This is a genomic window from Hydrogenophaga sp. IBVHS2, assembly GCF_002127215.1.
Taxonomy (GTDB): Bacteria; Pseudomonadota; Gammaproteobacteria; order Burkholderiales; family Burkholderiaceae_C; genus Hydrogenophaga.
The window spans coordinates 188,425-210,590 of record NZ_NFUT01000004.1 but is presented as its reverse complement, the minus strand read 5'-3'; the positions used below and the strand labels follow the sequence as shown (position 1 = coordinate 210,590).

Here is a 22,166-nt window from a genome sequence, read left to right as displayed (position 1 = left end):
CACCGGCCGGCACAATGGCCGGATGCGCTTCTTCCGTGACCTGAGCCTGTCCTCTGCCACCGCCGGCTTCGTGGCCGTGCTGGTGGGTTTCACCAGTTCGGTGGCCATCGTGTTCCAGGCCGCCCAGGCCTTCGGGGCCGACGCCCACATGATCACCTCCTGGATGTGGGCACTGTGCCTGGGCATGGGCCTGTGTTCGGCGCTGCCGTCCCTGGTGCTGCGCCAGCCGGTCATGGTGGCCTGGAGCACGCCGGGCGCGGCGGTGCTGGCCACGGCCGGTCTGGCCGGCGGCTTCAGCATGGGCCAGGCGGTGGGGGCCTTCATGATGTGCGCGGTGCTCATCGTGCTGGCCGGCGCCAGCGGCCTGTTCGAGCGGCTCATGAACCGCATCCCGATGGCCATCGCCTCGGCCCTGCTGGCCGGCGTGCTGGCGAAGTTCGGCCTGCAGGCCTTCGTGGCCGCCCAGACCGCGCTGCCCCTGGTGGTGCTGATGCTGCTGACCTACCTGCTGGGGCGGCGCTGGATCCCGCGTTACGCGGTGCCGCTCACGCTGCTGGTGTCGGTGGTGTGGGTGGTGTCGCACGGGCAGTTCCAGGCCGGCGCGGTGAGCCTGGACTGGGCGCGGCCGGTGTTCACCGCACCCGAATTCAGCGTGCAGGCTTTCGTGAGCCTGGCGCTGCCCCTGTTCATCGTGACCATGGCCTCGCAGAACCTGCCGGGGGTGGCCGCCATCCGCGCCGCGGGGTACGACATGCCGATCTCCCGCCTCGTCACGCTCACCGGCCTGGTCACGCTGGTGCTGGCCCCGTTCGGTGCCTTTGCCCTCAACCTGAGCGCCATCACCGCAGCCATCTGCATGGGGCCCGAAGCCCATCCGGACCCGAAAAGGCGCTACACCGCCGCCGTGGTCTGCGGGGCGCTGTACCTGGCCATCGGGCTGGTGGGTGCGCTGGTCACGGGGCTGCTGATCGCGTTTCCGCGCGAGCTGGTGCTGGCGATTGCCGGACTGGCGCTGCTGGGCACCATCGGTGGCGGGCTGCAGGCCGCTCTGCACGACGATCGCCACCGCGAAGCCGCGCTGATCACCTTTCTGGTCACGCTCAGCGGTGTGGTGATTGCCGGCATCGGCTCGGCCTTCTGGGGCGTGGTGGCCGGCGCCATCGCGCTGTTTGTGCAACAGTACGGCCTGCCCAAGAAAGCCTGAACCGCATGAAGACCATCCTCGTCGTTGCCGACCCGCTCGAATCCTTCAAGACCTACAAGGACACCACGTTCGCCATGATGCGCGAGCTGCAGCGCCGTGGCCATGCGCTGGCAGCCTGCGAGCCGCAGCACCTGCAGTGGCAGACCGGCGGTGTGGTGAGCGCCGAGGTGCGCGAGATCACGCTCACCGGCCGCGAGCACGCATGGTTCGATGTGAAGACCACCGGCCGCCGGCCGCTGCGCGACTTTGCCGCCATCCTGATGCGCAAGGACCCGCCGTTCGACAGCGAGTTCTTCTACGCCACCCACCTGCTGGAGCAGGCCGAGCGTGAGGGCGCCCGCGTCTTCAACAGCCCGCGCGCCCTGCGCGACCACCCCGAGAAGCTGGCGCTCATGGAGTTCGGCCGGTTCGCGCCGCCCACCCTGGTGACGCGCTCGGCCGATGCCATTCGCGCCTTCCACGCCGAGCACCGCGACATCATCCTCAAGCCCCTGGATGGCATGGGCGGCATGGGCATCTTCCGGGTCACCGACAACGGCATGAACCTGGGTTCGATCATCGAGACGCTCAACCAGGGCGGGGCCACCAGCGTCATGGTGCAGGGTTACCTGCCGGAGATCGCCCAGGGCGACAAGCGCCTGCTGCTGATCGGCGGCAAGGTGGCGCCCTTCGTGCTGGCCCGCATTCCGCAAGGCAACGAGGTGCGCGGCAACCTGGCTGCCGGCGGCAAGGGCGTGGCCCAGCCGCTGTCCGACGAGAACCGTGCCGTGGCCGAGGCCATCGCACCGGTGCTGGCCGCGCGCGGCCTGCTGCTGGTGGGCCTGGACATGATCGGCAACAAGGTGACCGAGATCAATGTCACCAGCCCGACCTGCTTCCAGGAGATCCAGCAGCAGACCGGCTTCGACGTGCCGGCCATGTTCGTGGATGCGCTGGAAGCGGCCCTGGCATGACCGCCCCGGCGCAGCCCAACAACCCGCTGCACGGCGTCACGCTGGAGGCCATGGTCACGGCCCTGGCGGACTTCTATGGCTGGGACGGTCTGGGCGAACGCATTCCGGTGCGCTGCTTCAATGTCGACCCCAGCGTGAATTCCAGCCTGCGCTTCCTGCGCAAGACCCCGTGGGCGCGCGACAAGGTGGAAGGGCTCTACCTGTTCATGCTGCGCGAGCAGCGGCGCCGGGGCGGCTGATGGACCGGGCCGCAGACCGGGGCCTGCGGGACCGTCGGGTCAGTGCGCTGAGGCCTTGGAAAACAGGTTGAGCACCAGCACGCCGGCCACGATCAGCCCCATGCCGATCAGTCCGGCCAGATCGATGCGCTGGCCATACAGCACCCAGGCCGCCAGCGTGATCAGCACGATGCCCAGTCCCGACCACACGGCGTAAGCGATGCCCACCGGAATGGTCCTGAGCACCAGCGACAGGCCATAGAACGCCACCGCGTAGGACACCACGACCACGAGCGAAGGCCAGGGCCTGGTGAAACCTTCGCTGGCCTTGAGCGCGCTGGTGCCGATCACTTCCGCCGCGATCGCCACCCCGAGGGCCAGCCACGCGTTCATGCACCGAGCTCCAGCGGCAGCCCGTCCACGAACACCTTGAGCTCGTTCGGCGCGAACGCGTGCCAGGTCTCGTCGCTGGTCAGCGGGGTGGTGACGATCACCGCCGCGCGGTCGCCGGGCTGGTTGACGGCGGCGAAGTCCACCGTCCAGTCGCAGTCCTTGAGCGTGGCGGCCTGGAAGGGGTGCTGCCGCACCAGCCAGTGCAGGTTCGTGCTGCAGTGGGCCCACAGCGCCTCGCCGTTGGACAGCAGGCAGTTGAAGGTGCCGAAGGCGCGGATCTGCGGCAACAGCTCCTGCAGGGTGCGGGTGAGTTCCGCCACCGAGGGCAGGGCGGCGTGCGATTTGTGCAGCTCCTGCATCAGCCAGCAGAAGGCACGTTCGCTGTCGGTGCTGCCCACCGGACGGAAATGGCTGTGCAGCCGGGGCTGGTAGTCCTTGAGGTCGCCGTTGTGGGCGAACACCCATTGCCGGCCCCACAGCTCGCGCACGAAGGGGTGGGCATTCTCCAGGGCGACCTCGCCCACCGTGGCCTTGCGCACATGGGCAATGATGTTGCGGCTCTTGAGCGGGTAGGCCTGCAGGAAGGCCGCCATGGGCGACTGGGCCGCGCTTTCATGGTCGATGAACAGCCGCAGACCCTTGCCCTCGAAGAAGGCTATGCCCCAGCCGTCGGCATGGTGGTCGGTGTGGCCGCCCCGCTCCCGGAAGCCGGTGAAGCTGAAGGTGGCGTCGGTGGGGGTGGCGCAGTTCAGGCCGAGCAGCTGACACATCCGGTCATTCTCCCTCAAGGCCTGTCGCGCAGCCGCAAGGCGGCCACCAGCGCCAGGACACAGATGCCGGCCAGCATCAGGAAGGTGTCGTCGAAGGCGGCGATGCGGGCCGGGGTGCTGGCGGCGGCATCCAGACCGGCGCCGCGCGCGGCCAGCCGCCACTCCAGCACGATGCCGCACAGGCTCACCCCGGCCGCCCCCCCCAGCATGCGCAGGAAGTTGATCACGCTCGACCCCTGCGGGATGTGGTGCCGCTCCAGCCCGCGCATGGCGCCGATGTTGAGCGAGGGCAGGATGAAGCCCAGGCCGATGCGGCCCAGGATGGCCCAGACCACCAGCAGCGGCACGATCCGGGTCGGGTGTTCCAGCCGGATGGTGGTCATGAGCGCGAACGAGGCCGCCAGCAGCACCAGGCCGATGCCCACCAGCCGGTGCGTGGGCTGGCGGTCGGCCAGCCGCCCGACCACCGCGATGCACACCGCCAGCACCAGCCCGGCTGGCAGCAGGATGGTGCCCACATACGAGGCCGACAGGCCCAGCCCCAGCTGCATGAACACCGGCAGCAGGTAGGTCGAGCCGAACAGGGCCACGCCGTAGATGAAGGCCACGATGCTGCCCATGGCAAAACGCCGGTCGGCGAACAGCGAGAGGTTCATCAGCGGGTCGATGCCCTGGTCCGGATGGCGCCGCCGGGCCTGCAGCGTGCGGCGCTGCAGCGCCACGAAGCCCACCAGCAGCGCGGCGGCCGAACCCAGCAGCACCGTGGCGGCCAGCGGTGTGCCGCCCTGCAGTTCCACCAGACCGTTGAGCAGGCACAGCGTGCCGGCAGCGGCCAGCAGCAGCCCGCGCCAGTCCAGCGCGGCGCCCTGCGGATTGGCCGCTTGGCCGCCGGGCGCCACATCCGGCACATAACGCCGCGCCAGCCACAGCGAGGCCAGGCAGAACGGCACCACCATGAAGAAGATGGACCGCCAGCCGAAGCCGTCCACCAGCAGGCCGCCGATGCTGGGCCCGAGCGCCGGGGCCAGCACCACGCCCATGCCGAAGATGCCGCTGGCACGCCCCTGCTCGCTGGGTTCGAAGGCGCGCAGGATGATGATGGCCGGGATCGGCTGCACCACACCGGCCGCCAGCCCCTCGGCCACCCGCGCAGCCAGCACCAGCGGGTAGTCGTTGGCCAGCCCGCCCGCCACGCCGCCGGCCAGCAGCAGCCACATGCAGCCGGCGTAGGTGGTGCGGTAGCCGTAGCGCGCCAGCAGCCACGGCGTGGTCAGCATCGACACGGTCATGGCCGCCATGAAGCCCGAGCTCACCCACTGCGCGCGTTCCTGGCCCAGCGTGAAGTGGTGGCTCATGTCCGGAATGGCCACATTGATGATGGTCGAGGACATGATGGACGCCATCGTCCCCACCATCACCGACAGCAGCAGCAGCCAGCGGTAGCGCTCGCCATGGCGCTCGCGCAGGGCCTGCACGCTGCCGTCGCTCATGGGCCGGGCGCGTCCCGGTGGGCCGCCACGCAGGCGGCGCAGATGCAGGCCTGGCCCCGCGCCGCCTCGGGCAGGCGATCCAGCAGTTCGGGCGGGAAGGTGGTGGTGGTGCACCAGCACGGCGGCTGGGCCTGGCCGGTGGCGCGTTCAAGCTCCATCGCACAGCGGTTGTCGTGGCCGCACAGGGGGCAGCGGGTGGGGTCGACCGGGGCGGAAGCGTTCATGGGGTGAGGGGGTATGGTAATTTCAAAGGCTGGCCCCCACGCCTGCAGGGGTCTCGAGCAAGTCATGTTTCCTGAATTCCTGTCGCGCCTGCGGCGCTGGCCCCTCCTTGCCGCCGTCGCGTTCGCCCCGGCGGCCCTGGCCGCTCCACCGCACACCGTGCCCGACACCATGGCCCAGCGCATGCTGGTGTGCACCGCCTGCCATGGCATCGAGGGCCGTGCCACGCCCGATGGCTACTTCCCGCGCATCGCCGGCAAGCCGGCCGGCTACCTGTACAACCAGCTGCTGCACTTCAAGGCCGGCCGCCGCCAGGCCGTGGGCATGACGGCACTGCTGGACCCGCTGACCGACGCCTACCTGCTGGAGATAGCGCAGTACTTTGCGGCGCTGGATCTGCCCTACCCGCCGCCGGCCCCGGCCCCGGTCGATCCGGCCCTGTTGCGCCGGGGCGAGCAGCTGGTGAAGGTGGGCGATGCGGCGCGCCAGATCCCGTCGTGCAACAGCTGCCACGGCGAGCGCATGACCGGCGTGCAGCCGGCCATTCCCGGCCTGCTGGGGCTGCCGCGCGACTACCTGATCAGCCAGCTCGGTGGCTGGCAGACCGGCCTGCGCCGCGCCACGGCCCCCGACTGCATGGCCACCGTGGCCCGGCGCCTGAGCGGCCCTGACGTCACCGCCGTCGCCGCCTGGCTGGCCGCCCAGCCGGTGCCCGCGAACGCCAGACCGGCCGATCGCCTGCCGGCCCCGCTGCCCATGGACTGCGGTCGCGACCTGCAGGGGCCCGTGGCCGCCCAAGGAGGGGTGCGATGAGCCCGCCGGTGACGCCCGCGCGTGCGCCCCGGGCACGGGCCGGATGGCTGATCGCCGGGGGTCTGCTCCTGGGCATGGCCCTGGTGGCCGTGGCGGTGCGCACCGAGCTGCGGGGCGTGCCGGTGCAGCCGGTGGAGGTGGCGGTCACGCCGGCCGTGCTGGAGCAGGGCGCCCGGCTGGCCGCGGCCGGCAACTGCATGGCCTGCCACACCGCGCGCGGCGGTGAGCCCTGGGCCGGTGGACGCCCGGTCAACACGCCTTTCGGTCCCATCTACAGCAGCAACCTCACGCCCGACCCCGACACCGGGCTGGGCCGCTGGAGCGCAGGCGATTTCCGCCGTGCCCTGCTGCATGGCCAGTCGCGCGACGGCCGTCTGCTCTACCCGGCCTTCCCCTACAACCACACCACCCGCATGACGGCCGACGATGTGGATGCGCTCTACGCCCACCTGCGCAGCCTGCCGCCGGTGGTGCAGCCGCCGCGTGAACACGGCCTGCGCTTCCCGTTCAACACCCAGGCCGCCCTGGCGCTGTGGCGCATCCTGTATTTCACGCCCGGCACCTACCAGCCCGACCTGGCCCGCAGCGCCGAGTGGAACCGGGGCGCCTATCTGGTGACCGGCGTGGCCCACTGCGCAGCCTGCCATGCCGAGCGCGATGTGTTCGGTGGGGGCGCGGTGGACCGCTTCGGCGGCGGCCTGATGCCCGACGGCCGCTGGTGGGCCCCCTCGCTGCACGACCCGGCCGAGGGCGGCACCCAGGGCTGGAGCGTGGAGGCCACGGCGGCGCTGCTGGGCCGTGGCAGGGCCACCCAGGCCACGGGTCAGGCCTCCACCCTGGGCCCCATGGCCGAGGTGGTGCTTCACGGCACGCAACACCTGCCCGAGGCCGACCTGAGGGCCATGGCGGTGTACCTGGCCGGTCTGCCGGTGCAGCCGGTCAGGCGCCCGGACTTCGAGCCGGCGCCCGATGCGGTGCTCACGCGCGGCGGCCGGCTGTACGAGCAGCACTGCGCCCAGTGCCATGGCGACGCCGGCGAAGGTGCGCCCGGCGCCTACCCACCGCTGGCGGGCCACCGTGCGGTCACGCAGAGCAGCCCGGTGAATGCGGTGCAGGCCATCCTCAGCGGCGGCTTTGCGCCTGCCACGGCGGCCCATCCCCGGCCCTATGGCATGCCGCCCTACCGCAGCCAGCTCAACGACGACGATGTGGCCGCGGTCACCAGCTTCATCCGCCAGTCCTGGGGCAACCGGGCCGGCGAGGTCACGGCGCTGGACGTGGCCCGCCTGCGCTGAGGCGCTGCAGCGCATCGAGCAGCTGGTGCCGGCGCGGCGGTTTGGGCAGCAGGATGTCCACCCCGGCCGGCAGGTCTGCATCCTCCTGCATGCGCCGGCCCCAGCCGGTGAGCATGATCACCGGGGTGGCGGGTGAGAGTTCGCGCACCCGCCGCGCCACCTGGCGACCGTCCACGTCCGGCATGCCCAGGTCGGTGATCACCGCCTGGAACGGCTGGGTGGCCAGCGCCGCCTCGAACAGGCGGATGCCCGCAGCGCCGCCTTCGGCGGGTGTCACCCGGTGGCCCGCCTGGGTCAGCACCTCGGCCACCGATTCCAGCAGCAGCGGGTCGTCGTCCACCAGCAGCACCTCCAGGGCGGGCCGGGGTGTCTCATCTTCGGCCAGCAGCAGGCCGCTGGCGGCGTCCATCGCCTGCGCCGGCGCCAGCGGAAAGCGCAGCCGCACGCAGGTGCCCCGGCCGGGCGCACTGTCGATTTCCATGGATGCGTCGTGCCGCTGCGCGCAGCCGAACACCATGGCCAGACCCAGGCCCGAACCGCGCTCGCCCTTGGTGGTGAAGAACGGCTCCATGCAGCGGCGCCGGGTCTCCTCGTCCATGCCGACGCCGGTATCCACCACCGACACCTCCAGCTGGTCGACTCCGCCCTCGGCCGCCACGCGCCGGGTGCTCACCGTCACCCGCCCGCCGCCGGGCAAGGCGTCGACGGCATTGAGCACCAGATTCACCAGGGCGTCGCGGACCTCGCCTTCGACCGCCAGCACCGGGGGACACGGATCGACCAGTTCGGTCTGCACGTCGAAGTGCAGACCCTGTTCCTGGGGCTGATCGCGCCAGCGTGCCCGCGTCAGTCCGATGGCCTGACCCACCAGCCGGTTCATGTCCACCCGGCGCCGTTCGGCCTGACCGGTGCGCGGCCGGTAGAACTCGCGCATGCGGGCCACCGTGTCGGCCACGTCGTCCACCGCCAGCTGGATGGTGGCCAGCTGCTGACGACCCTGTTCGCTCAGTCCCTGCTCACGGGCCAGCAGCGACTCGGTGTAGAGCGCCACCGGCGAGATGGCGTTGTTGATGTCGTGCGCAATCCCGCTGGCCATCTGCCCCAGCACCCGCAGCCGCTCCTGCTGCAGCGCGGCCTGCTGAGCCTCGCGCAGGTCGTCGTAGGCCTGCTGCAGCGAGGCCAGCAGCCGCGACTGCCCGGCCGCCAGGGTGACGTGTTCGCCCACCTGCCGAAGGAACTCGCATTCGCTGCTGACAAACGCGCCGGCGTGCCTGCGGGCCACCAGCAGCACCCCGAACACCGATCCGGTGGCCTGGATCGGCACCAGCACCACGCTGCGCAGGCCGGCTGCCACGAGGCGGCGTGGCAGCTCGAAGTCCAGCGCGGCCGTGTCGGGTTCGTGCACCAGCACGCCGCCCAGGCAGCGGGCCAGGCCATTGCGGCCGGCCTCGATCTCGGTGCCGTGCTGCAGCAGCGCCTGCTGCGCCGCATCGCCCCCCTGCGGCCCGACATGCACCACCCGCACCCGCAGACCCTGACCCTGACGCTCCAGGAACAGCGACAGGTCGACCGCGAACCGGGTGTCGAGCTTCTCGCAGACCACCCGGTAAACGCTCAGCAGGTCGTGCCGCTCCTCGGTCGCCCGCGCAATCTGGTTGAGCAGCTCGGTGCTGGAGAGCTGCAACTGCAGCCGGGCCTCGCTCTCCATGCGGTCGGTGATGTCCTGCACCGTGCCGCCCACCGACACCACCTGGCCGTGCTCGTCGCGCACCGGTGCGTCGATGTTTTCCTCGTACCAGCGCAGGCTGCCGTCGCTTCGGCGGCAGCGGTAGCGGAAGGTGCGTTCGCCGCGTCCGGCCAGCGCTTCGTCCATCGCCGTGCGGTAGGCGTCCACATCGTCCGGGTGCACGGTTGCCAGGGTTTCCTCCAGCGACGGGGCGCCCTGGGCCGGGTCGCGTCCGATGATCTCGAACAGCCCGTCCGACCACTCCGCCGACCGGTCCTTCGCGTGGCGCACCCAGTGGCCCAGGCGGGCCAGCTGCTGGGCCCGCGCCAGCCGGGCCTCGTTGGTGCGGGCGGCCTGCAGGGCCAGCTGGCGCTGGTGCTCGGTCTCGATGAAGTCCAGCGCGCGCGACATGCTGCGGCCCAGCGACACCAGCAGCTCCCGCTCGGTGCCGTCGAACCGGTGGGGCTCGTCGGACATGAACACCATCACCGCCACGATGCGGCTGCCCTGCCGCACCGGGATGCCGGCCGCCGCGCGGTAACCGCGCTCGATGCCGGCCTCCACCCAGGCGTCGGTGGGTTCCATGCGCGTCAGGTCGTCGATCACCGACAGCCCGCCGCTGGTCAGTGCCTGCACCGCCACCAGCCGGGTCCTCACGAAGCCGGCCGGGTCGGTCGCGATGCTCTGGGTGTAGCCGGCATCGTGGCCGGCGCTGGTCAGGGGCAGGATCAGCGGAGTGTCCTGCCCGGTTTGTTCCATCACCTGGCCGACCCAGGCCATGCGAAAGCCGCCCACCTCCACCGCCACCCGGCACAGCGTGCGGAACAGCCCGCCGGCCGTGTCGGAGCCGAAGGTGCTTTCGTTGATGGCATTGAGCAGGGCATACAGTCGCTGCAGCCGCACGCTGGCCGTGACGTCCTGCAGGGCGCCCATCATCTGGTGGCTGCCCTCGTCCCCGGCCCGTGCCAGGCTGAAGCTCTCCAGCCACCGGATGTCGCCGTCGGCCCGCCGGATGCGGAACTGGATGCGGCCTTCCCCGCCCGACTGGCGCAGGCGTTGCCGGTTGGTCAGCAGGCGCTGGATGTCCTCCGGATGCACCATGGCATCGAATTCGGTCAGCGGCATCTCCAGCGCGTGGGCCGGCCGCTGCAGCAGCGAGGTCAGTGTCGCGTCCAGGTGAAGCTGGCCCTGGTCCAGGTCGATCCGGTAGAAGCCGATGCCGGCCAGCACCTGCGCCCGACTGAGCTGCGCACGGCCGTCCTGGAGCTGGCGGACCATGTCGTCGAAGCCTTGTTCCAGCTCGCCCAGTTCACGCGTCAGCGGCGGGGTGCCGGTGGGCGGTACCGGCTGGCCGGTGGCGGCCTGCTGCATGCGCTGCCGCAGCCGGAAGATGGGGCGGGCCAGCACCCGGACCGACAGCTGCCAGGCCACCACCAGCACTGTGGCGAGTGCGGCGGCCAGCACCAGCAGCTGCCGCTGCAGCCGGTCCAGGGCCGATGCCAGGCGCAGATCGAGCCGGGTGCTGACCACCAGCATCAGGGAGCCGCTGTCGCCCACGGAGATCGGGCGGATTTCGTGCAGCCACGTGCCCAGGCCGGACTCCCGGGTCTGCAGGCTGCTGGGTGCACGCTGGCTGTCGGCCAGCGCCTGGCGCAGCGCGCCTTCGGGCAGCGGCTGGCCCAGCTCGAGGCCGTCGCGCCGTGTCGTGGCCAGCATCGTGCCGTGGCGGTCCAGCAGGGTCACGTGGAGGTCGGGCCGGAGGTCGAGCTGGTCGAACGCGTGCGCCAGCCGGCGCACGTCCACGGCGGCAAATGCCACGCCCACCAGCTGGGCCTTGTCGTCGTAGACCGGCATGCCGAAGCCCAGCGCCGGTGTGCGCGACACCCGGCCCAGCATGAAGCTGCCCACGGTGAAACGCGGGGTGGCCATGACCTTGTTGAAGTAGTCCCGGTCGCGCACCTCCACCCTGGCGCTGGACCGCCGCCCCATGCACTCCACCACGCCGTCCCGGTTGGCAAAGCCCAGGTTGGCAAAGTCCGCCGACTGCCGGACGATGTTGCCCAGGAATTCGTAGCAGAGGTCGCGCAGGTCGGTGCGGCGCACCGAGGGACCGCTGGCCACCGTCTCCAGCATGTTGCGCACGCCACCCACCACGGCCTCCTGGCCGGCCTGGGCCACCTGGGCCACGGCGGCCAGTTCCTGGCGCACCGCCTCGGCGGCCAGCCGCCGGTCTTCGCGGTAGTTGAGCACCGCCATCACCAGCGCCGGCAGCACCGCCATGGCCACCAGCAGCAGCAGCAGGCTGCGCATCCCCATGCCTTGGTTCATGCCTCTCCCCGATGTTTTTGTATCCGGGTGTGAATATTGGCATAGCATTTCGTCATCGCGTACGCCAGTCCAGCATGAACCCGAACGATCCGCCCGAACCCGACATCACCCGCATCCTGGTGGTGGACGACGAGGCCATGCAGCTCAAGGCCCTGGTGGACGTGCTGCGGCTCGAGGGCTACGAGGTGCAGGGCTGGGACAGCGCCGAGGCGGCCTTGTCCGGGGCCTGTTTCTCCGACGCCGACCTCCTGATCACCGATCTGCAGATGCCCGGGGTCGACGGCATCGAGTTCATCCGCCGGGTCCAGACCCTGCACCCGGAGCTGCCCGCCATCCTGGTCACCGCGCATGCGAGCATCGAGAGCGCGGTCGACGCCATGCGCAGCGGGGCGGTCGACTATGTGCCCAAGCCGTTCCGCCTGAGCACCATGATCTCCACGGTCGAGCGGGCGCTGGCGCTCAAGCGGCTGCGGCTGCGCAACCGCCAGCTGCAGGACGAGATCCGTCGGCAGTACGAGCAGCTGCTGGTGGTCAACCAGGAGCTCGACGCCTTTGCAGCCCGCCTCTCGCACGACCTGCGCGGCCCGGTGGCCAACATGCGCGGCATCCTGCAGCTGGTGGGCGACGAGCATGGCGCGACCCTGCCTGCCGACATGGCGGCCCTGGTGCAGGCGGGTGTGCGTTCGGGCGACACCGCCCTGAAGATGGTGCGAGACCTGCTCGACTTTGCCCGCCTGGGCAACCGCGACCTGACGCTGGAGCCGGTGGACCTGATGCCGCTGCTGGAGCAGGCCCGCCAGGATGTGAGGGCGCTCCATCCGCCGCAGGGTTGCTGTGTCGACTTGCAGTCGCTGCCGCCGGTGCTGGGCCATGCCGGTCTGCTGCACCAGGTGTTCGTCAATCTGCTGGGCAATGCGGTGAAGTACAGCGCCTCACGGCCGCATCCACATGTGACGGTGAGCGCTCAGCCGGTCGCGGCCGACGGGCTGGTGCGTGTGCTGGTGGCCGACAACGGCGTGGGCTTCGACCCGGCGCTGGCCAGCCGCCTGTTCCGCCCCTTCCAGCGGCTGCACCCCACCGGCACCTTCACCGGCGAAGGCATGGGCCTAGCCAACGTCAAGCGCATCGTGGAGCGCCACGGCGGCACCGTCACCGCCGAGGGCCGTCCGGGCGAGGGCGCGGTCTTCACCGTCGCCCTGCGCCCGGCCTGAACTCAGACCGCCGCGACCGCGCCGTCGCTGCGCGGGTCGGCCGCGCCTTCGATCACACCGTTGGGGTGGCGCACCAGCGCACCGGCATGGCCCATGGTGTCGCTGAAGGCCTCGGGCAGCACCTCGACCACATGGCCGGCGTCGCGCAGCGCCTGCACCAGCCCTGGGTCGAACCGGCTCTCCAGCTTGAGCGTGGTGCTCACGTCGCCCCAGGTGCGGCCCAGCAGCCAGCGCGGTGCGGTCACCGCCTGCTGCAGGCTGTGGCCGAAGCGGGCGTAGCGCGTGAACACGGCGGCCTGGGTCTGGGGCTGGCCCTCGCCGCCCATGGTGCCGTAGGGCATGACGCGGCCGTCGTCGAACAGCGCCATCGACGGGTTGAGGGTATGGAAGGGCTTGTGGCCCGGCTTGAGCGAATTGAGGGCCTTGGGGTCGAGCGAGAAGCTGGTGCCCCGGTTCTGCCAGCAGATGCCGCTGTCCTGCAGCACGGTGCCGGAGCCGAACTCCCAGTACACGCTCTGGATGAAGCTCACGGCGCGGCCTTCGCGGTCGATGGCGCCCATCCAGATGGTGTCGCCGGGCTTGGCAGCGTCGGGCCAGGGCAGGGCGCGGGCCGGATCGATCTGCGCCGCCAGTTCGTCCAGCGCCTGCGGCGTGAGGAAGCTGCTGGGCGCGGCCGGCAGGCGCTGCGGGTCGGTGACCACGCGTTCACGCACCCGGAAGGCGCGCTTGGTGGACTCCACCAGCCCGTGCAGGTAGGCAAAGCCCTCGCCCTCGGTCACGCCCAGGCGCTCGAACAGGCCCAGGATCATCAGGGCCGAGAGTCCCTGGGTGGGTGGCGGCAGGTTGTAGACCGTGCTGTCGTTCAGGCGCACCGCCAGCGGCTCGACGATCTGCGCCCGGTAGGCGGCCAGGTCGCTGGTGCGCACCGGGCTGCCCACGCGCTCCAGCTCGGCGCCGATGCGCTGCGCCAGTTTACCGCGGTAGAAATCGTCCAGGCCGCGCTCGGTCAGCTGGGCCAGGGTGCGGGCCAGCGCGGGCTGCTTCAGCACATGGCCGGGCTGCGGTGGCTGGCCATCGACCAGGTAGGTCTGGGCAAAGCCGGGCGCGTCCTTCAGGCCGGGCAGCTTCTCGCGCGTGAGCGCGGACTGGCTGGTGGTCACGGCCACGCCGTCGCGGGCATGGCGGATGGCGTCCTGCAGCAGGCGCGAGAGCGGCAGGCCCGGGCCCCAGGCCGAGGCCACGTCGAGCGCCTTCTGCCAGCCGCCCACGGTGCCGGCCACGGTGAGTGCCGCGGTGGCGCCCCGTGGCGGGATGGCGTCGAGTCCGGCGTAGAAATCCGGGGTGGCCAGCGCGGCGGCCGGGCCGCAGGCATCGATGGCCACCGGGGTCTTGCCCGGCTCGTGGATGAGCCAGAAGCCGTCCCCGCCGATGGCGTTCATGTGCGGGTAGACCACGGCAATGGCGGCAGCGGCGGCCACCATGGCCTCGACCGCGTTGCCGCCGTCGCGCAACACGTCGCGGCCGGCCTGAGCGGCCAGGTGGTGCGGTGCCACCTGCATGCCGCCCAGGGCCTTGAGGGTATGGATCATGTGTTGTCTCCGGTGATGTCGGTTCGGTTCAGGTCAGCAGGCCGTAAAACATGCGCAGCGATGTGAGCGCCAGAAAGGCGGCAAACACCTGGCGCAGGCGTCGGGCGTCGATGCGGTGGGCGAGTGTCGCACCCCAGCCGGTGGTCATCAGCGTGGCCGGCACGATGAGTGCGAAGCCCAGCAGATTGACGTAGCCCAGGCTGAAGGGCGGGCGCATCGGCACGTCCAGCCCGTTGACCACGAAGGCCAGCGCGCCCGGAATGCTGATGACCATGCCCAGCATGGCCCCGGTGCCCACGGCCGTGTGCATGGGCACCTTCAGCGCGTTGAGCAGCGGGACCGAGAGTGTGCCGCCGCCGATGCCCATGAGCGTGGACACGCCGCCGATGCCCCCGCCCAGCAGGGCGGTACCGGCACGCCCCGGCAGACCGTCCGCGATGGAGAAACCATCGCGCTTGAAGGCCATGTTCAGGGCCACCAGCAGCGCCACGCAGGCGAACACGGCGGTCAGCACGCTGCCGTCCAGGAAGCGGCTGGCGATGGAGCCCAGTGCCACGCCCACCACCACGCCGGGCATCAGCGAGCGGATCAGGTCCATGTTCAGGCTTCCCTTGCGCCGGTGCGCCCGGCTCGACATGATCGAGGTGGGGATGATGGTGGCCAGCGAGGTGCCCACCGTCACGTGCATGCGCACCGACTCGTCGATGCCCAGCAGCGTGAACAGGTGGTAGAGCACCGGCACGATGACGATGCCGCCACCCACCCCCAGCAGCCCGGCCATGACCCCGGCCACCAGCCCGGTGACCGCCAGGGCCGCAGCCAGCCCCAGCAGCCACAGGCCGCTGTGTTGTGCAAGGAGTTCCATGAAGGGGCCTTACCAGCCGATGGCCTTGGGCAGCCAGAGCGCGATCTGCGGGTAGAAGAACACCAGCGCCAGGGTCAGCAGCTGCAGGGCGATGAAGGGCACCACGCCGCGGTAGATGTCCTTGATGTTCACCTCCGGTGGCGCCACCCCCTTGAGGTAGAACAGTGCCCAGCCGAACGGCGGCGTCAGGAAGCTCGACTGCAGGTTGACGGTGATCAGCATGGCCAGCCAGACCGGGTCCACGCCCATGTTGAGCAGGATGGGCAGGAACAGCGGCACCGCGATGTAGCTGATCTCGATCCACTCGATGAAGAAACCGAGCACGAAGATCATCAGCATCATGAACCAGATGGCGGTGTTCACGCCGCCCGGCAGCGCATCGAACAGGCTGGCGATCAGCTCCTCGCCGTGCAGGCCGCGGAACGACAGCGCAAACACCTGGGCCGTCATGAGGATGAACATCATGATGGCGGTGATCTTGCTGGTTTCCAGCGCCGTGTCCTTGAGCGTCTTCAGGGTGAAGCGGCCCGAGAAGGCGGTGATCAGCACCGCGCCCACTGCGCCCATCGATGCGGCCTCGGTCGGGGCCGCCACGCCGCCCACGATGGAGCCCAGCACCGCCACCACCAGCAGCACCGGCGGCAGCAACACCTTGAAGAAGCGCACCCACAGCTCACGGCGCGAGACGGCGTCGCGCTCGGCCACCGGAATCGGCGGCATCGAGTCCGGCCTGAGCCAGCCCATCACCAGGATGTAGATGATGTAGATGACGGCCAGCAGCATGCCCGGGCCCACGGCGGCCGCGAACAGCGTGCCCACGGAGAGCTGCATGATGTCCGACAGCAGGATCAGGATCAGGCTGGGCGGAATGATCTGTCCCAGCGTGCCCGAGGCACAGATCACGCCGCAGGCCACGCTCTTGTCGTAGCCGCGCCGGATGAGCGTGGGCAGGGTCAGCAGGCCCAGGGTGATGATGGTCGCGCCCACGATGCCGGTGGTGGCGCCCATGAGCACGCCGAACAGCACGATGCCCACCGCCATGCCGCCCTTGGTGCCGCCGGCGATGTGGCCCATCACGTCCAGCAGGTCATCGGCCAGGCGTGATTTCTCCAGCATCACCCCCATGAAGACGAACAGCGGTATGGCCATCCACTGGTAGCCCGAGACGATGCCGTAGAAGCGCGCCGGCAGCAGGTTGAACAGGCCGTCGCCGAAGCCCAGCCAGCCGAACACGAAGCCCACGGTGGCCAGGCTGATGGCCACCGGAATGCCGATCATCAGCAGCACGAAGAAGCCGACCAGCATCAGGATGGCGTAGGTCGACATCTCAAACATGACCTTCCTCCTTCGCCGTGCCGTCGGCGGCCGGGTGCTTCTGCTGGAGCAGCCGCACCAGGTGCGCCAGCTGCTGCAGCACCAGCAGTCCGTAGCCCAGCGGAATGAGCGCCTTCACCAGCCAGCGGTAGGGAATGCCGCCCGGGTCGGGCGAGGCCTCGTTGATCGAGCGCGACTGCTCGACGTAGCCCAGCGACAGCTCGATGAAGTGCACGCTGATGGCGATGAGCAGCAGCGCGGAGACCACGTCCACCACCTGCTTGGCGCGTGGCGAGAACCGCGCGTAGAACAGGTCCACGCGCACGTTGTCGCCGCGCTGCAGCGCGTGGCTCATGCCCAGCAGGATGAGGGCGGCCAGCAGGTGCCACTCCAGCTCCTGGGCCCACACCGAGCCGAAGCTGAAGGCATAACGCAGGATCACGTTGGTGGCCACCAGGCCGATCATGATCAGGGCGATCCAGGCGGTCAGGGACCCGAGGCGGTCGATGACCGCCTCGATGCCCCCTGCCGCTTTCGACAGGGGTTGTTGCATGGTGACTCCGCCTCAGCCGCGAACCTTGAGGTGGTAGGCCTCTTCGCTGATCTCGCTCCAGCGGTCGTACTTGGCCTTGAAGGCCATGTAGGAGTCGTGCACCTTCTTGGTCAGCGGGTCCTTGGAGGCGGTCGGCCAGCACCTTGTCGGTCTCGGCCTTCAGGGCCTTGATCACATCGTCCGGCAGCGGGCGGGCGGTCACGCCCTGGTTCTTGATCAGGTCTTCCATGGCCTCGGAGTTGGCCTTCTGGCACCAGCCTTCGCTGATCACGTTGCAGGCGGCGGCCGCGTTGCTCACGATGGCCTGCAGGTCCTTGGGCAGCTTGTTCCAGGCGGCCTTGTTGATCAGGAGTTCCGACACGGTGGACGACTCGTGCCAGCCGGTGGTGTAGTAGAACTTGGCGGCCTTGTGCAGGCCCAGGCGTCGGTCCTGGAATGGACCGACGAACTCGGCCGCATCGATCACGCCGCGCTCCAGCGCCGGGAAGATCTCGCCGCCCGGCAGCACCTTCACGTCCACGCCCAGATTGGCGTAGACCTTGCCGGCCAGGCCGGGGATGCGCATCTTCAGGCCCTTGAGGTCGGCCACGGTCTTGATCTCTTTCTTGAACCAGCCGGTCATCTGCACGCCGGTGTTGCCGCAGGGCATGGCCACCATGCCGAACGGGGCGTAGACCTCGTTCCAGAGGTCGATGCCGCCGCCGTCGTACAGCCAGCCGTTCATGCCCTGGAAGTTCATGCCGAAGGGCACGGCGGTGAAGTACTGCGCGGCGGCGGTCTTGCCGGTCCAGAAGTAGGCGTTGGCATGGTTCATCTCCACCGTGCCGGCGCGCACCGCGTCGAAGCCCTCGAATGCGGGGATCAGTTCGCCGGCGCCGAACACCTGGATGTTCAGGCGGCCGTCCGACATCTCGCGGATGCGCTTGGCCAGATCGGTGGCGCTGCCGGGGCCGTCCATGTAGAAGGGCGAGCCCTTGCCGTAGGCACTGGTCATCTTCCAGTTGAACCGGGCCGACTGGGCGTTGACGATGGCCGGGGCGCCGAGCACGCCACCGGCGACGGCGGCACGAGAGAGGAACTGACGACGGATCAGGGACATGGCGGAACTCCTGTGGATGGGGTGGGTGAGGTCGGGCTCGCTGGCTGCCGTTTGTTCATTTGTTCGGCAGGCTCGGACCGACTCAGCAACCCGCGTGCCAACCTCCGAAAATCCGACAAGTCATTGATCCATATGGAAAATTTCCGAAATCAGGGATCGCCGGTCCCGGTCGGTTCAGGCCCTGTCCTGGACACCGGTCGGGCCTTGGTCGGTGCCGAATGTTTTCCAGCCGACGTTCGGGGTGACGTTTGGTGTGTTTTCGATACCGTTTGGCAACTGTTGGCATGCCAACAAAGCCCCCAGCCCGGCCCCGGCTGACGAATGTTCATTGCGCACCCTGCCGGTGCAGGCGCACCAAATGCGACGGGCGGCTCAAAGCCGCGCGCCGCCCCGCCGGTTCTTCACGCGTGTGAGCAGCGTCTTGCAGTCCACCGACAGGATCTCGGGCCGGTTGAACAGGTGCCGGCGCACGAAGGCCTCGAAGGTGGGCACGCTGTCCGTGAGGGCGTGCACATGCAGGCTGCGCAGGTCGCTCATGATGTAGAGGCTCACCACCTCGTTGCAGTCGGCCAGCTCCTGGGCCACCGCTTCGAGTGCCACCGGCGAGACCTGGATGTCGAGGAAGGTGGACACCACCTGGCCCAGCTTCTCGGGGTTGATGACGGCACCGAACAGCTCGATGACCCCGCTGGCCTGCAGCGCCTGCACCCGGGCTCGGGCATGGGCCCGGGAGATGCCGAGCTGCCGCGCGATGTCGGCAAACGACGCCCGCCCGTCCTTGACCAGGATGTTGAGCAGGGCGCTGTCGAGCTTGCTGAGCACCGGTGCGGCCGCCGGCAGGGCGGGCTGGCCGGACGAGGCGACGGAGGCCGGGGAGACGACGGGGGCTTCGGTGGTGGGGCGGTTCATGCCCCGGCTTCAAGCAACCCCCGGGCCAAGGGGGTCCTGCAGTTCGCCCACACACCCGCTGCCCCAGTCCCACGGGCCGGTGAGGGTGAGCGTCAGGGTGGTCCAGCCGTCTTCATGGCTGGCCGAGATGTCGGCGTCCCACTCGCCGCCTTCCTCGCGCGGGCCCTGCGGGCCCGGCGCCCGGGCAGCCACCCAGGCCGTCACCGCGTGCATCTCCCGGGCGATGCGATCCAGCTCCGGGTCGCCGGCGGGGGCACTGGCCATGGCCTCCCAGGTGCCGGTGCCATCGTCGTTGTCGGTGGCATCGAATTGGAGAAAGTCGCAGCGGGGCGCGGGGCTGGTCATGCGGTCTCGTGGGGCGGCAGGGTCGCCGTGTCGGGGCTGGTGAGAAGGGCGAGCGGGTCCAGGTCGACCATCCATTCGGTCAGCAGCAGCGGTGCGCCGTGGCGGGTGTAACTGCACCGGCGGGCCCAGCTGCCGGCACCCTCAGGGCCATCGGGGCTGGCCCATTCGAAGGGGCTGCGCAGCACACCGGTCTGGGCAAACAGCCAGTCGCCCAGCGGCCGTTCGCCCAGGTAGGCCACGCCCGACCACGGGTTGTAGCTGTGCCAGCCGGGGATGACGGCGCGCGCCCTGACCCGGGTGCGGCCGCCGCCCCGCAGCGACACGCACCGTATCCAGCCGGTGGCCTGTGCCGGGCAGTTCAGGCGGACACATTCTTCCGGGGTCAGTCGGCCCTCGCCCACGTGCACCAGGGACACCTGGAGGTCGGGCCAGACGGAGGACAGGCGTTCGGTGAGTGATCCGGTGTGCAGCAGCCAGGGCCGCAGGTCGGCCGGCGGGTGAAGGCTGTCAAGGCTGTGCTGCGGCCACCAGGACCGCAGCGCATGGGTGTCGGCGTGCATGGGGGGGCTCCTCGGGAAGTCGGGGGAGCCCGCAGCATAGGTGCGGGGCCCGGTTCAAGTCTTTACGAAACCATGAACCGGGCGTCCGGTCAGCCCTGCTTGACCTTCAGGCGCCAGGCGTGCAGCAGCGGCTCGGTGTAGCCGCTGGGCTGCTCCTTGCCCTTGAACACCAGGTCCAGGGCGGCCTGGTAGGCCTTGCTGGTCCTGGCGTTGCCGGCCATGGGCTGGTAGAGCTTGTCGCCGGCGTTCTGCTTGTCCACCTTGGCGGCCATGCGCTCGAAGGTCTCGCGCACCTGGGCTTCGGTGACGATGCCGTGGTGCAGCCAGTTGGCGATGTGCTGGCTGGAGATGCGCAGGGTGGCGCGGTCTTCCATCAGGCCCACGTCGTTGATGTCGGGCACCTTGGAGCAGCCCACGCCCTGATCGACCCAGCGCACCACGTAGCCCAGGATGCCCTGGACGTTGTTGTCGAGCTCGGCCTGCTTCTCGGCCTCGCTCCAGTTCGGGTTGCTCGACACCGGCACGGTCAGCAGGCCGGTGAGCAGGTTGTCGCGCTCGGCGTCGGCATCGATCTTCTCCAGGCCCTTCTGGATGTCGCTGACCAGCACCTGGTGGTAGTGCATGGCGTGCAGCGTGGCGCCGGTGGGGCTGGGCACCCAGGCGGTGTTGGCACCGGCCTTCGGGTGGGCGATCTTCTGCTCCAGCATGGCCTTCATGAGGTCGGGCATGGCCCACATGCCCTTGCCGATCTGGGCCTTGCCGCGCAGGCCGCACTGCAGGCCGACCAGCACGTTGTTGCGCTCGTAAGCCTGGATCCAGGCGCTGGCCTTCATGTCGCCCTTGCGGACCATGGGGCCGGCCAGCATGGCGGTGTGCATCTCGTCGCCGGTGCGGTCCAGGAAGCCGGTGTTGATGAAGGCCACGCGGCTGGCAGCGGCGGCAATGCAGGCCTTGAGGTTGACCGAGGTGCGGCGCTCCTCGTCCATGATGCCCAGCTTGACGGTGGAATCCGGCAGGCCCAGCAGCTGCTCCACACGGCCGAAGAGTTCGGCGGCAAAGGCCACTTCCTTCGGGCCGTGCATCTTGGGCTTGACGATGTAGACCGAGCCCTTGCGCGAGTTGCGGATGGCGTCCTTCTTGGTGCGCTTCAGATCGTGCAGGGCGATGGTGGTGGTGATCACCGCGTCCATGATGCCCTCGGGGATCTCCTGACCGTCGGTGCCCCACAGGATGGCGGGGTTGGTCATGAGGTGGCCCACATTGCGCAGGAACATCAGCGAGCGGCCGTGCAGGCGCACGGTCTTGCCGTTCGGGGCGGTGTATTCACGGTCGGCGTTGAGGCCGCGGGTCAGGGTCTGGCCGCCCTTCTGGAAGGTCTCGACCAGGGTGCCCTGCAGGATGCCCAGCCAGTTGCTGTAGGCCAGCACCTTGTCCTGCGCGTCCACGGCGGCAATCGAGTCTTCCAGGTCCAGGATGGTGGACAGTGCGGCCTCGACCACCAGGTCGCACACGCCGGCGGCATCGGTCTTGCCGATGGGGGTGTTGCGGTCGATGCGGATGTCCAGGTGCAGGCCGTTGTGCACCAGCAGCACCGACGACGGGTTCTTCGGCTCGCCCTGGTAGCCCACCAGCTGGGACTTGTCGGCCAGCTTGCTGGTGCCGCCATCGGCCAGGGAGACGACCAGCTCGCCGTCCTTGTTGATCTTGTAGCCGGTCGAGCCCACATGCGAGCCCTTCTTCAGCGGGGCGGTGCGGTCCAGCACGTGGCGCGCCCATTCAATGACCTTGGCGCCGCGCTTGGGGTTGTAGCCGCCCTTCTTGCCGACCTTTTCGCAGCCCTTGTCCTCGCTGATCACGTCGGTGCCGTAGAGCGCGTCGTACAGGCTGCCCCAGCGGGCGTTGGCGGCGTTGAGCGCGTAACGGGCGTTCAGGATGGGCACCACCAGCTGCGGGCCGGCCTGGGTGGCGAGCTCGGCGTCCACGTTCTTGGTGGTGGCCTTCACGTTCCTGGGCTGCGGCACCAGGTAGCCGATGGTCTCCAGGAACTTGCGGTAGGCCATCATGTCGCGCACCGGGCCGGGGTTGGCGCTGTGCCACTTGTCCAGCTCGGCCTGCAGGCGGTCGCGCTCGGCCAGCAGGGCGGCGTTCTTGGGCGCCAGGTCGGCCACGATCTGGTCGAAGCCTTTCCAGAAGGCGGCCTGGTCGATGCCGGTGCCGGGCAGCACTTTCTGGTTGACGAAATCGAACAGCTCGGTGGCCACTTGCAGGCCGTGGATGGTGGTGCGCTGGGTCATGGTGGTGGTGGGTTG

The 22,166-nt window shown here is 69.8% G+C and carries 19 protein-coding genes and 1 pseudogene; 6 read left to right on the top strand and 14 right to left on the bottom strand.

What is annotated here, in order from left to right:
- The first annotated feature begins 22 nt into the window (after positions 1–22).
- The 3 genes from CAP38_RS11745 to CAP38_RS11735 are packed head-to-tail and all read left to right on the top strand — an operon-like array spanning position 23 to position 2,396.
- Positions 23–1,204: a benzoate/H(+) symporter BenE family transporter gene (locus CAP38_RS11745; protein ID WP_086121588.1), complete on the top strand. Its 1,182-nt coding sequence runs from the start codon at positions 23–25 to the stop codon at positions 1,202–1,204.
- Positions 1,205–1,209: 5 nt separating this feature from the next.
- Entirely contained in the window at positions 1,210–2,157 is a 948-nt protein-coding gene (gene gshB, locus CAP38_RS11740; protein ID WP_086121587.1) for a glutathione synthase, read from the top strand.
- Positions 2,154–2,396 (top strand): VF530 family DNA-binding protein, encoded by a 243-nt coding sequence (locus CAP38_RS11735; RefSeq protein WP_086121586.1) that lies wholly within the window; start codon positions 2,154–2,156, stop codon positions 2,394–2,396. Before gshB ends, CAP38_RS11735 begins: the two co-directional genes overlap by 4 nt.
- 39 nt (positions 2,397–2,435) lie before the next feature.
- On the opposite strand, the gene CAP38_RS11730 is transcribed toward CAP38_RS11735, so the two are convergent.
- From CAP38_RS11730 to CAP38_RS11715, 4 genes are read right to left on the bottom strand one after another with little or no spacing between them, the layout of a single operon-like run.
- The gene (locus tag CAP38_RS11730) at positions 2,436–2,768 is read right to left on the bottom strand and encodes a multidrug efflux SMR transporter (protein ID WP_086121585.1); all 333 of its coding nucleotides are present in this window, start codon (positions 2,766–2,768) and stop codon (positions 2,436–2,438) included.
- Positions 2,765–3,538 carry a class II glutamine amidotransferase gene (locus CAP38_RS11725; RefSeq protein ID WP_086121584.1) on the bottom strand — a complete coding sequence of 258 codons (774 nt, stop codon included), beginning with the start codon at positions 3,536–3,538 and terminating at the stop codon, positions 2,765–2,767. The genes CAP38_RS11730 and CAP38_RS11725 overlap by 4 nt, the downstream gene beginning before the upstream one ends.
- A 14-nt stretch (positions 3,539–3,552) precedes the next feature.
- Entirely contained in the window at positions 3,553–5,028 is a 1,476-nt protein-coding gene (locus CAP38_RS11720) for an MFS transporter (RefSeq protein WP_086121583.1), read from the bottom strand.
- A complete protein-coding gene (locus CAP38_RS11715; protein ID WP_086121582.1) occupies positions 5,025–5,252 on the bottom strand; it encodes a cysteine-rich CWC family protein in 228 nt (75 codons plus the stop codon). Before CAP38_RS11715 ends, CAP38_RS11720 begins: the two co-directional genes overlap by 4 nt.
- A 64-nt stretch (positions 5,253–5,316) precedes the next feature.
- Here CAP38_RS11715 and CAP38_RS11710 point away from each other — a divergent pair, with 64 nt between their 5' ends.
- Positions 5,317–6,063, top strand: coding sequence for a c-type cytochrome (locus CAP38_RS11710; RefSeq protein ID WP_086121581.1), 747 nt, complete (start codon positions 5,317–5,319; stop codon positions 6,061–6,063).
- Positions 6,060–7,358 (top strand): cytochrome c, encoded by a 1,299-nt coding sequence (locus CAP38_RS15565; protein WP_086121580.1) that lies wholly within the window; start codon positions 6,060–6,062, stop codon positions 7,356–7,358. The genes CAP38_RS11710 and CAP38_RS15565 overlap by 4 nt, the downstream gene beginning before the upstream one ends.
- Here CAP38_RS15565 and CAP38_RS11700 read toward each other — a convergent pair.
- Complete coding sequence (locus tag CAP38_RS11700; RefSeq protein ID WP_179188537.1) at positions 7,327–11,412, bottom strand: PAS domain-containing protein; 4,086 nt, start codon at positions 11,410–11,412, stop codon at positions 7,327–7,329. The two genes, CAP38_RS15565 and CAP38_RS11700, sit on opposite strands and share 32 nt — an antisense overlap.
- Before the next feature lie 74 nt (positions 11,413–11,486).
- Between CAP38_RS11700 and CAP38_RS15250 the strand changes: the two genes are divergently transcribed.
- Positions 11,487–12,623, top strand: a complete 1,137-nt coding sequence (locus CAP38_RS15250; RefSeq protein ID WP_179188536.1) for a response regulator — start codon at positions 11,487–11,489, stop codon at positions 12,621–12,623.
- A gap of 2 nt (positions 12,624–12,625) precedes the next feature.
- Here the strand turns inward: CAP38_RS15250 and CAP38_RS11685 are convergent, their stop codons facing one another.
- The 9 genes and pseudogenes from CAP38_RS11685 to CAP38_RS11645 all read right to left on the bottom strand — a co-directional run bounded on the left by CAP38_RS11685 (position 12,626) and on the right by CAP38_RS11645 (position 22,151).
- Positions 12,626–14,212 carry a gamma-glutamyltransferase family protein gene (locus CAP38_RS11685; RefSeq protein ID WP_086121578.1) on the bottom strand — a complete coding sequence of 529 codons (1,587 nt, stop codon included), beginning with the start codon at positions 14,210–14,212 and terminating at the stop codon, positions 12,626–12,628.
- A gap of 28 nt (positions 14,213–14,240) precedes the next feature.
- Positions 14,241–15,077 carry a sulfite exporter TauE/SafE family protein gene (locus tag CAP38_RS11680; protein ID WP_086121577.1) on the bottom strand — a complete coding sequence of 279 codons (837 nt, stop codon included), beginning with the start codon at positions 15,075–15,077 and terminating at the stop codon, positions 14,241–14,243.
- Between the two features lie 9 nt (positions 15,078–15,086).
- On the bottom strand, positions 15,087–16,412 hold the full coding sequence (locus CAP38_RS11675) for a TRAP transporter large permease subunit (RefSeq protein ID WP_086121576.1): 1,326 nt from the start codon (positions 16,410–16,412) through the stop codon (positions 15,087–15,089).
- Complete coding sequence (locus CAP38_RS11670; protein WP_086121575.1) at positions 16,405–16,944, bottom strand: TRAP transporter small permease subunit; 540 nt, start codon at positions 16,942–16,944, stop codon at positions 16,405–16,407. Before CAP38_RS11670 ends, CAP38_RS11675 begins: the two co-directional genes overlap by 8 nt.
- Before the next feature lie 193 nt (positions 16,945–17,137).
- A pseudogene (locus CAP38_RS11665) lies at positions 17,138–17,854 on the bottom strand (TRAP transporter substrate-binding protein); the annotation flags it as partial.
- Positions 17,855–18,415: 561 nt separating this feature from the next.
- Complete coding sequence (locus tag CAP38_RS11660; RefSeq protein ID WP_086121574.1) at positions 18,416–18,952, bottom strand: Lrp/AsnC family transcriptional regulator; 537 nt, start codon at positions 18,950–18,952, stop codon at positions 18,416–18,418.
- Positions 18,953–18,961: 9 nt separating this feature from the next.
- On the bottom strand, positions 18,962–19,297 hold the full coding sequence (locus tag CAP38_RS11655; RefSeq protein WP_086121573.1) for a hypothetical protein: 336 nt from the start codon (positions 19,295–19,297) through the stop codon (positions 18,962–18,964).
- The gene (locus tag CAP38_RS11650) at positions 19,294–19,857 is read right to left on the bottom strand and encodes a chorismate lyase (protein ID WP_086121572.1); all 564 of its coding nucleotides are present in this window, start codon (positions 19,855–19,857) and stop codon (positions 19,294–19,296) included. Before CAP38_RS11650 ends, CAP38_RS11655 begins: the two co-directional genes overlap by 4 nt.
- A gap of 89 nt (positions 19,858–19,946) precedes the next feature.
- On the bottom strand, positions 19,947–22,151 hold the full coding sequence (locus CAP38_RS11645) for a malate synthase G (protein WP_086121571.1): 2,205 nt from the start codon (positions 22,149–22,151) through the stop codon (positions 19,947–19,949).
- Between the last annotated feature and the right edge of the window lie 15 nt (positions 22,152–22,166).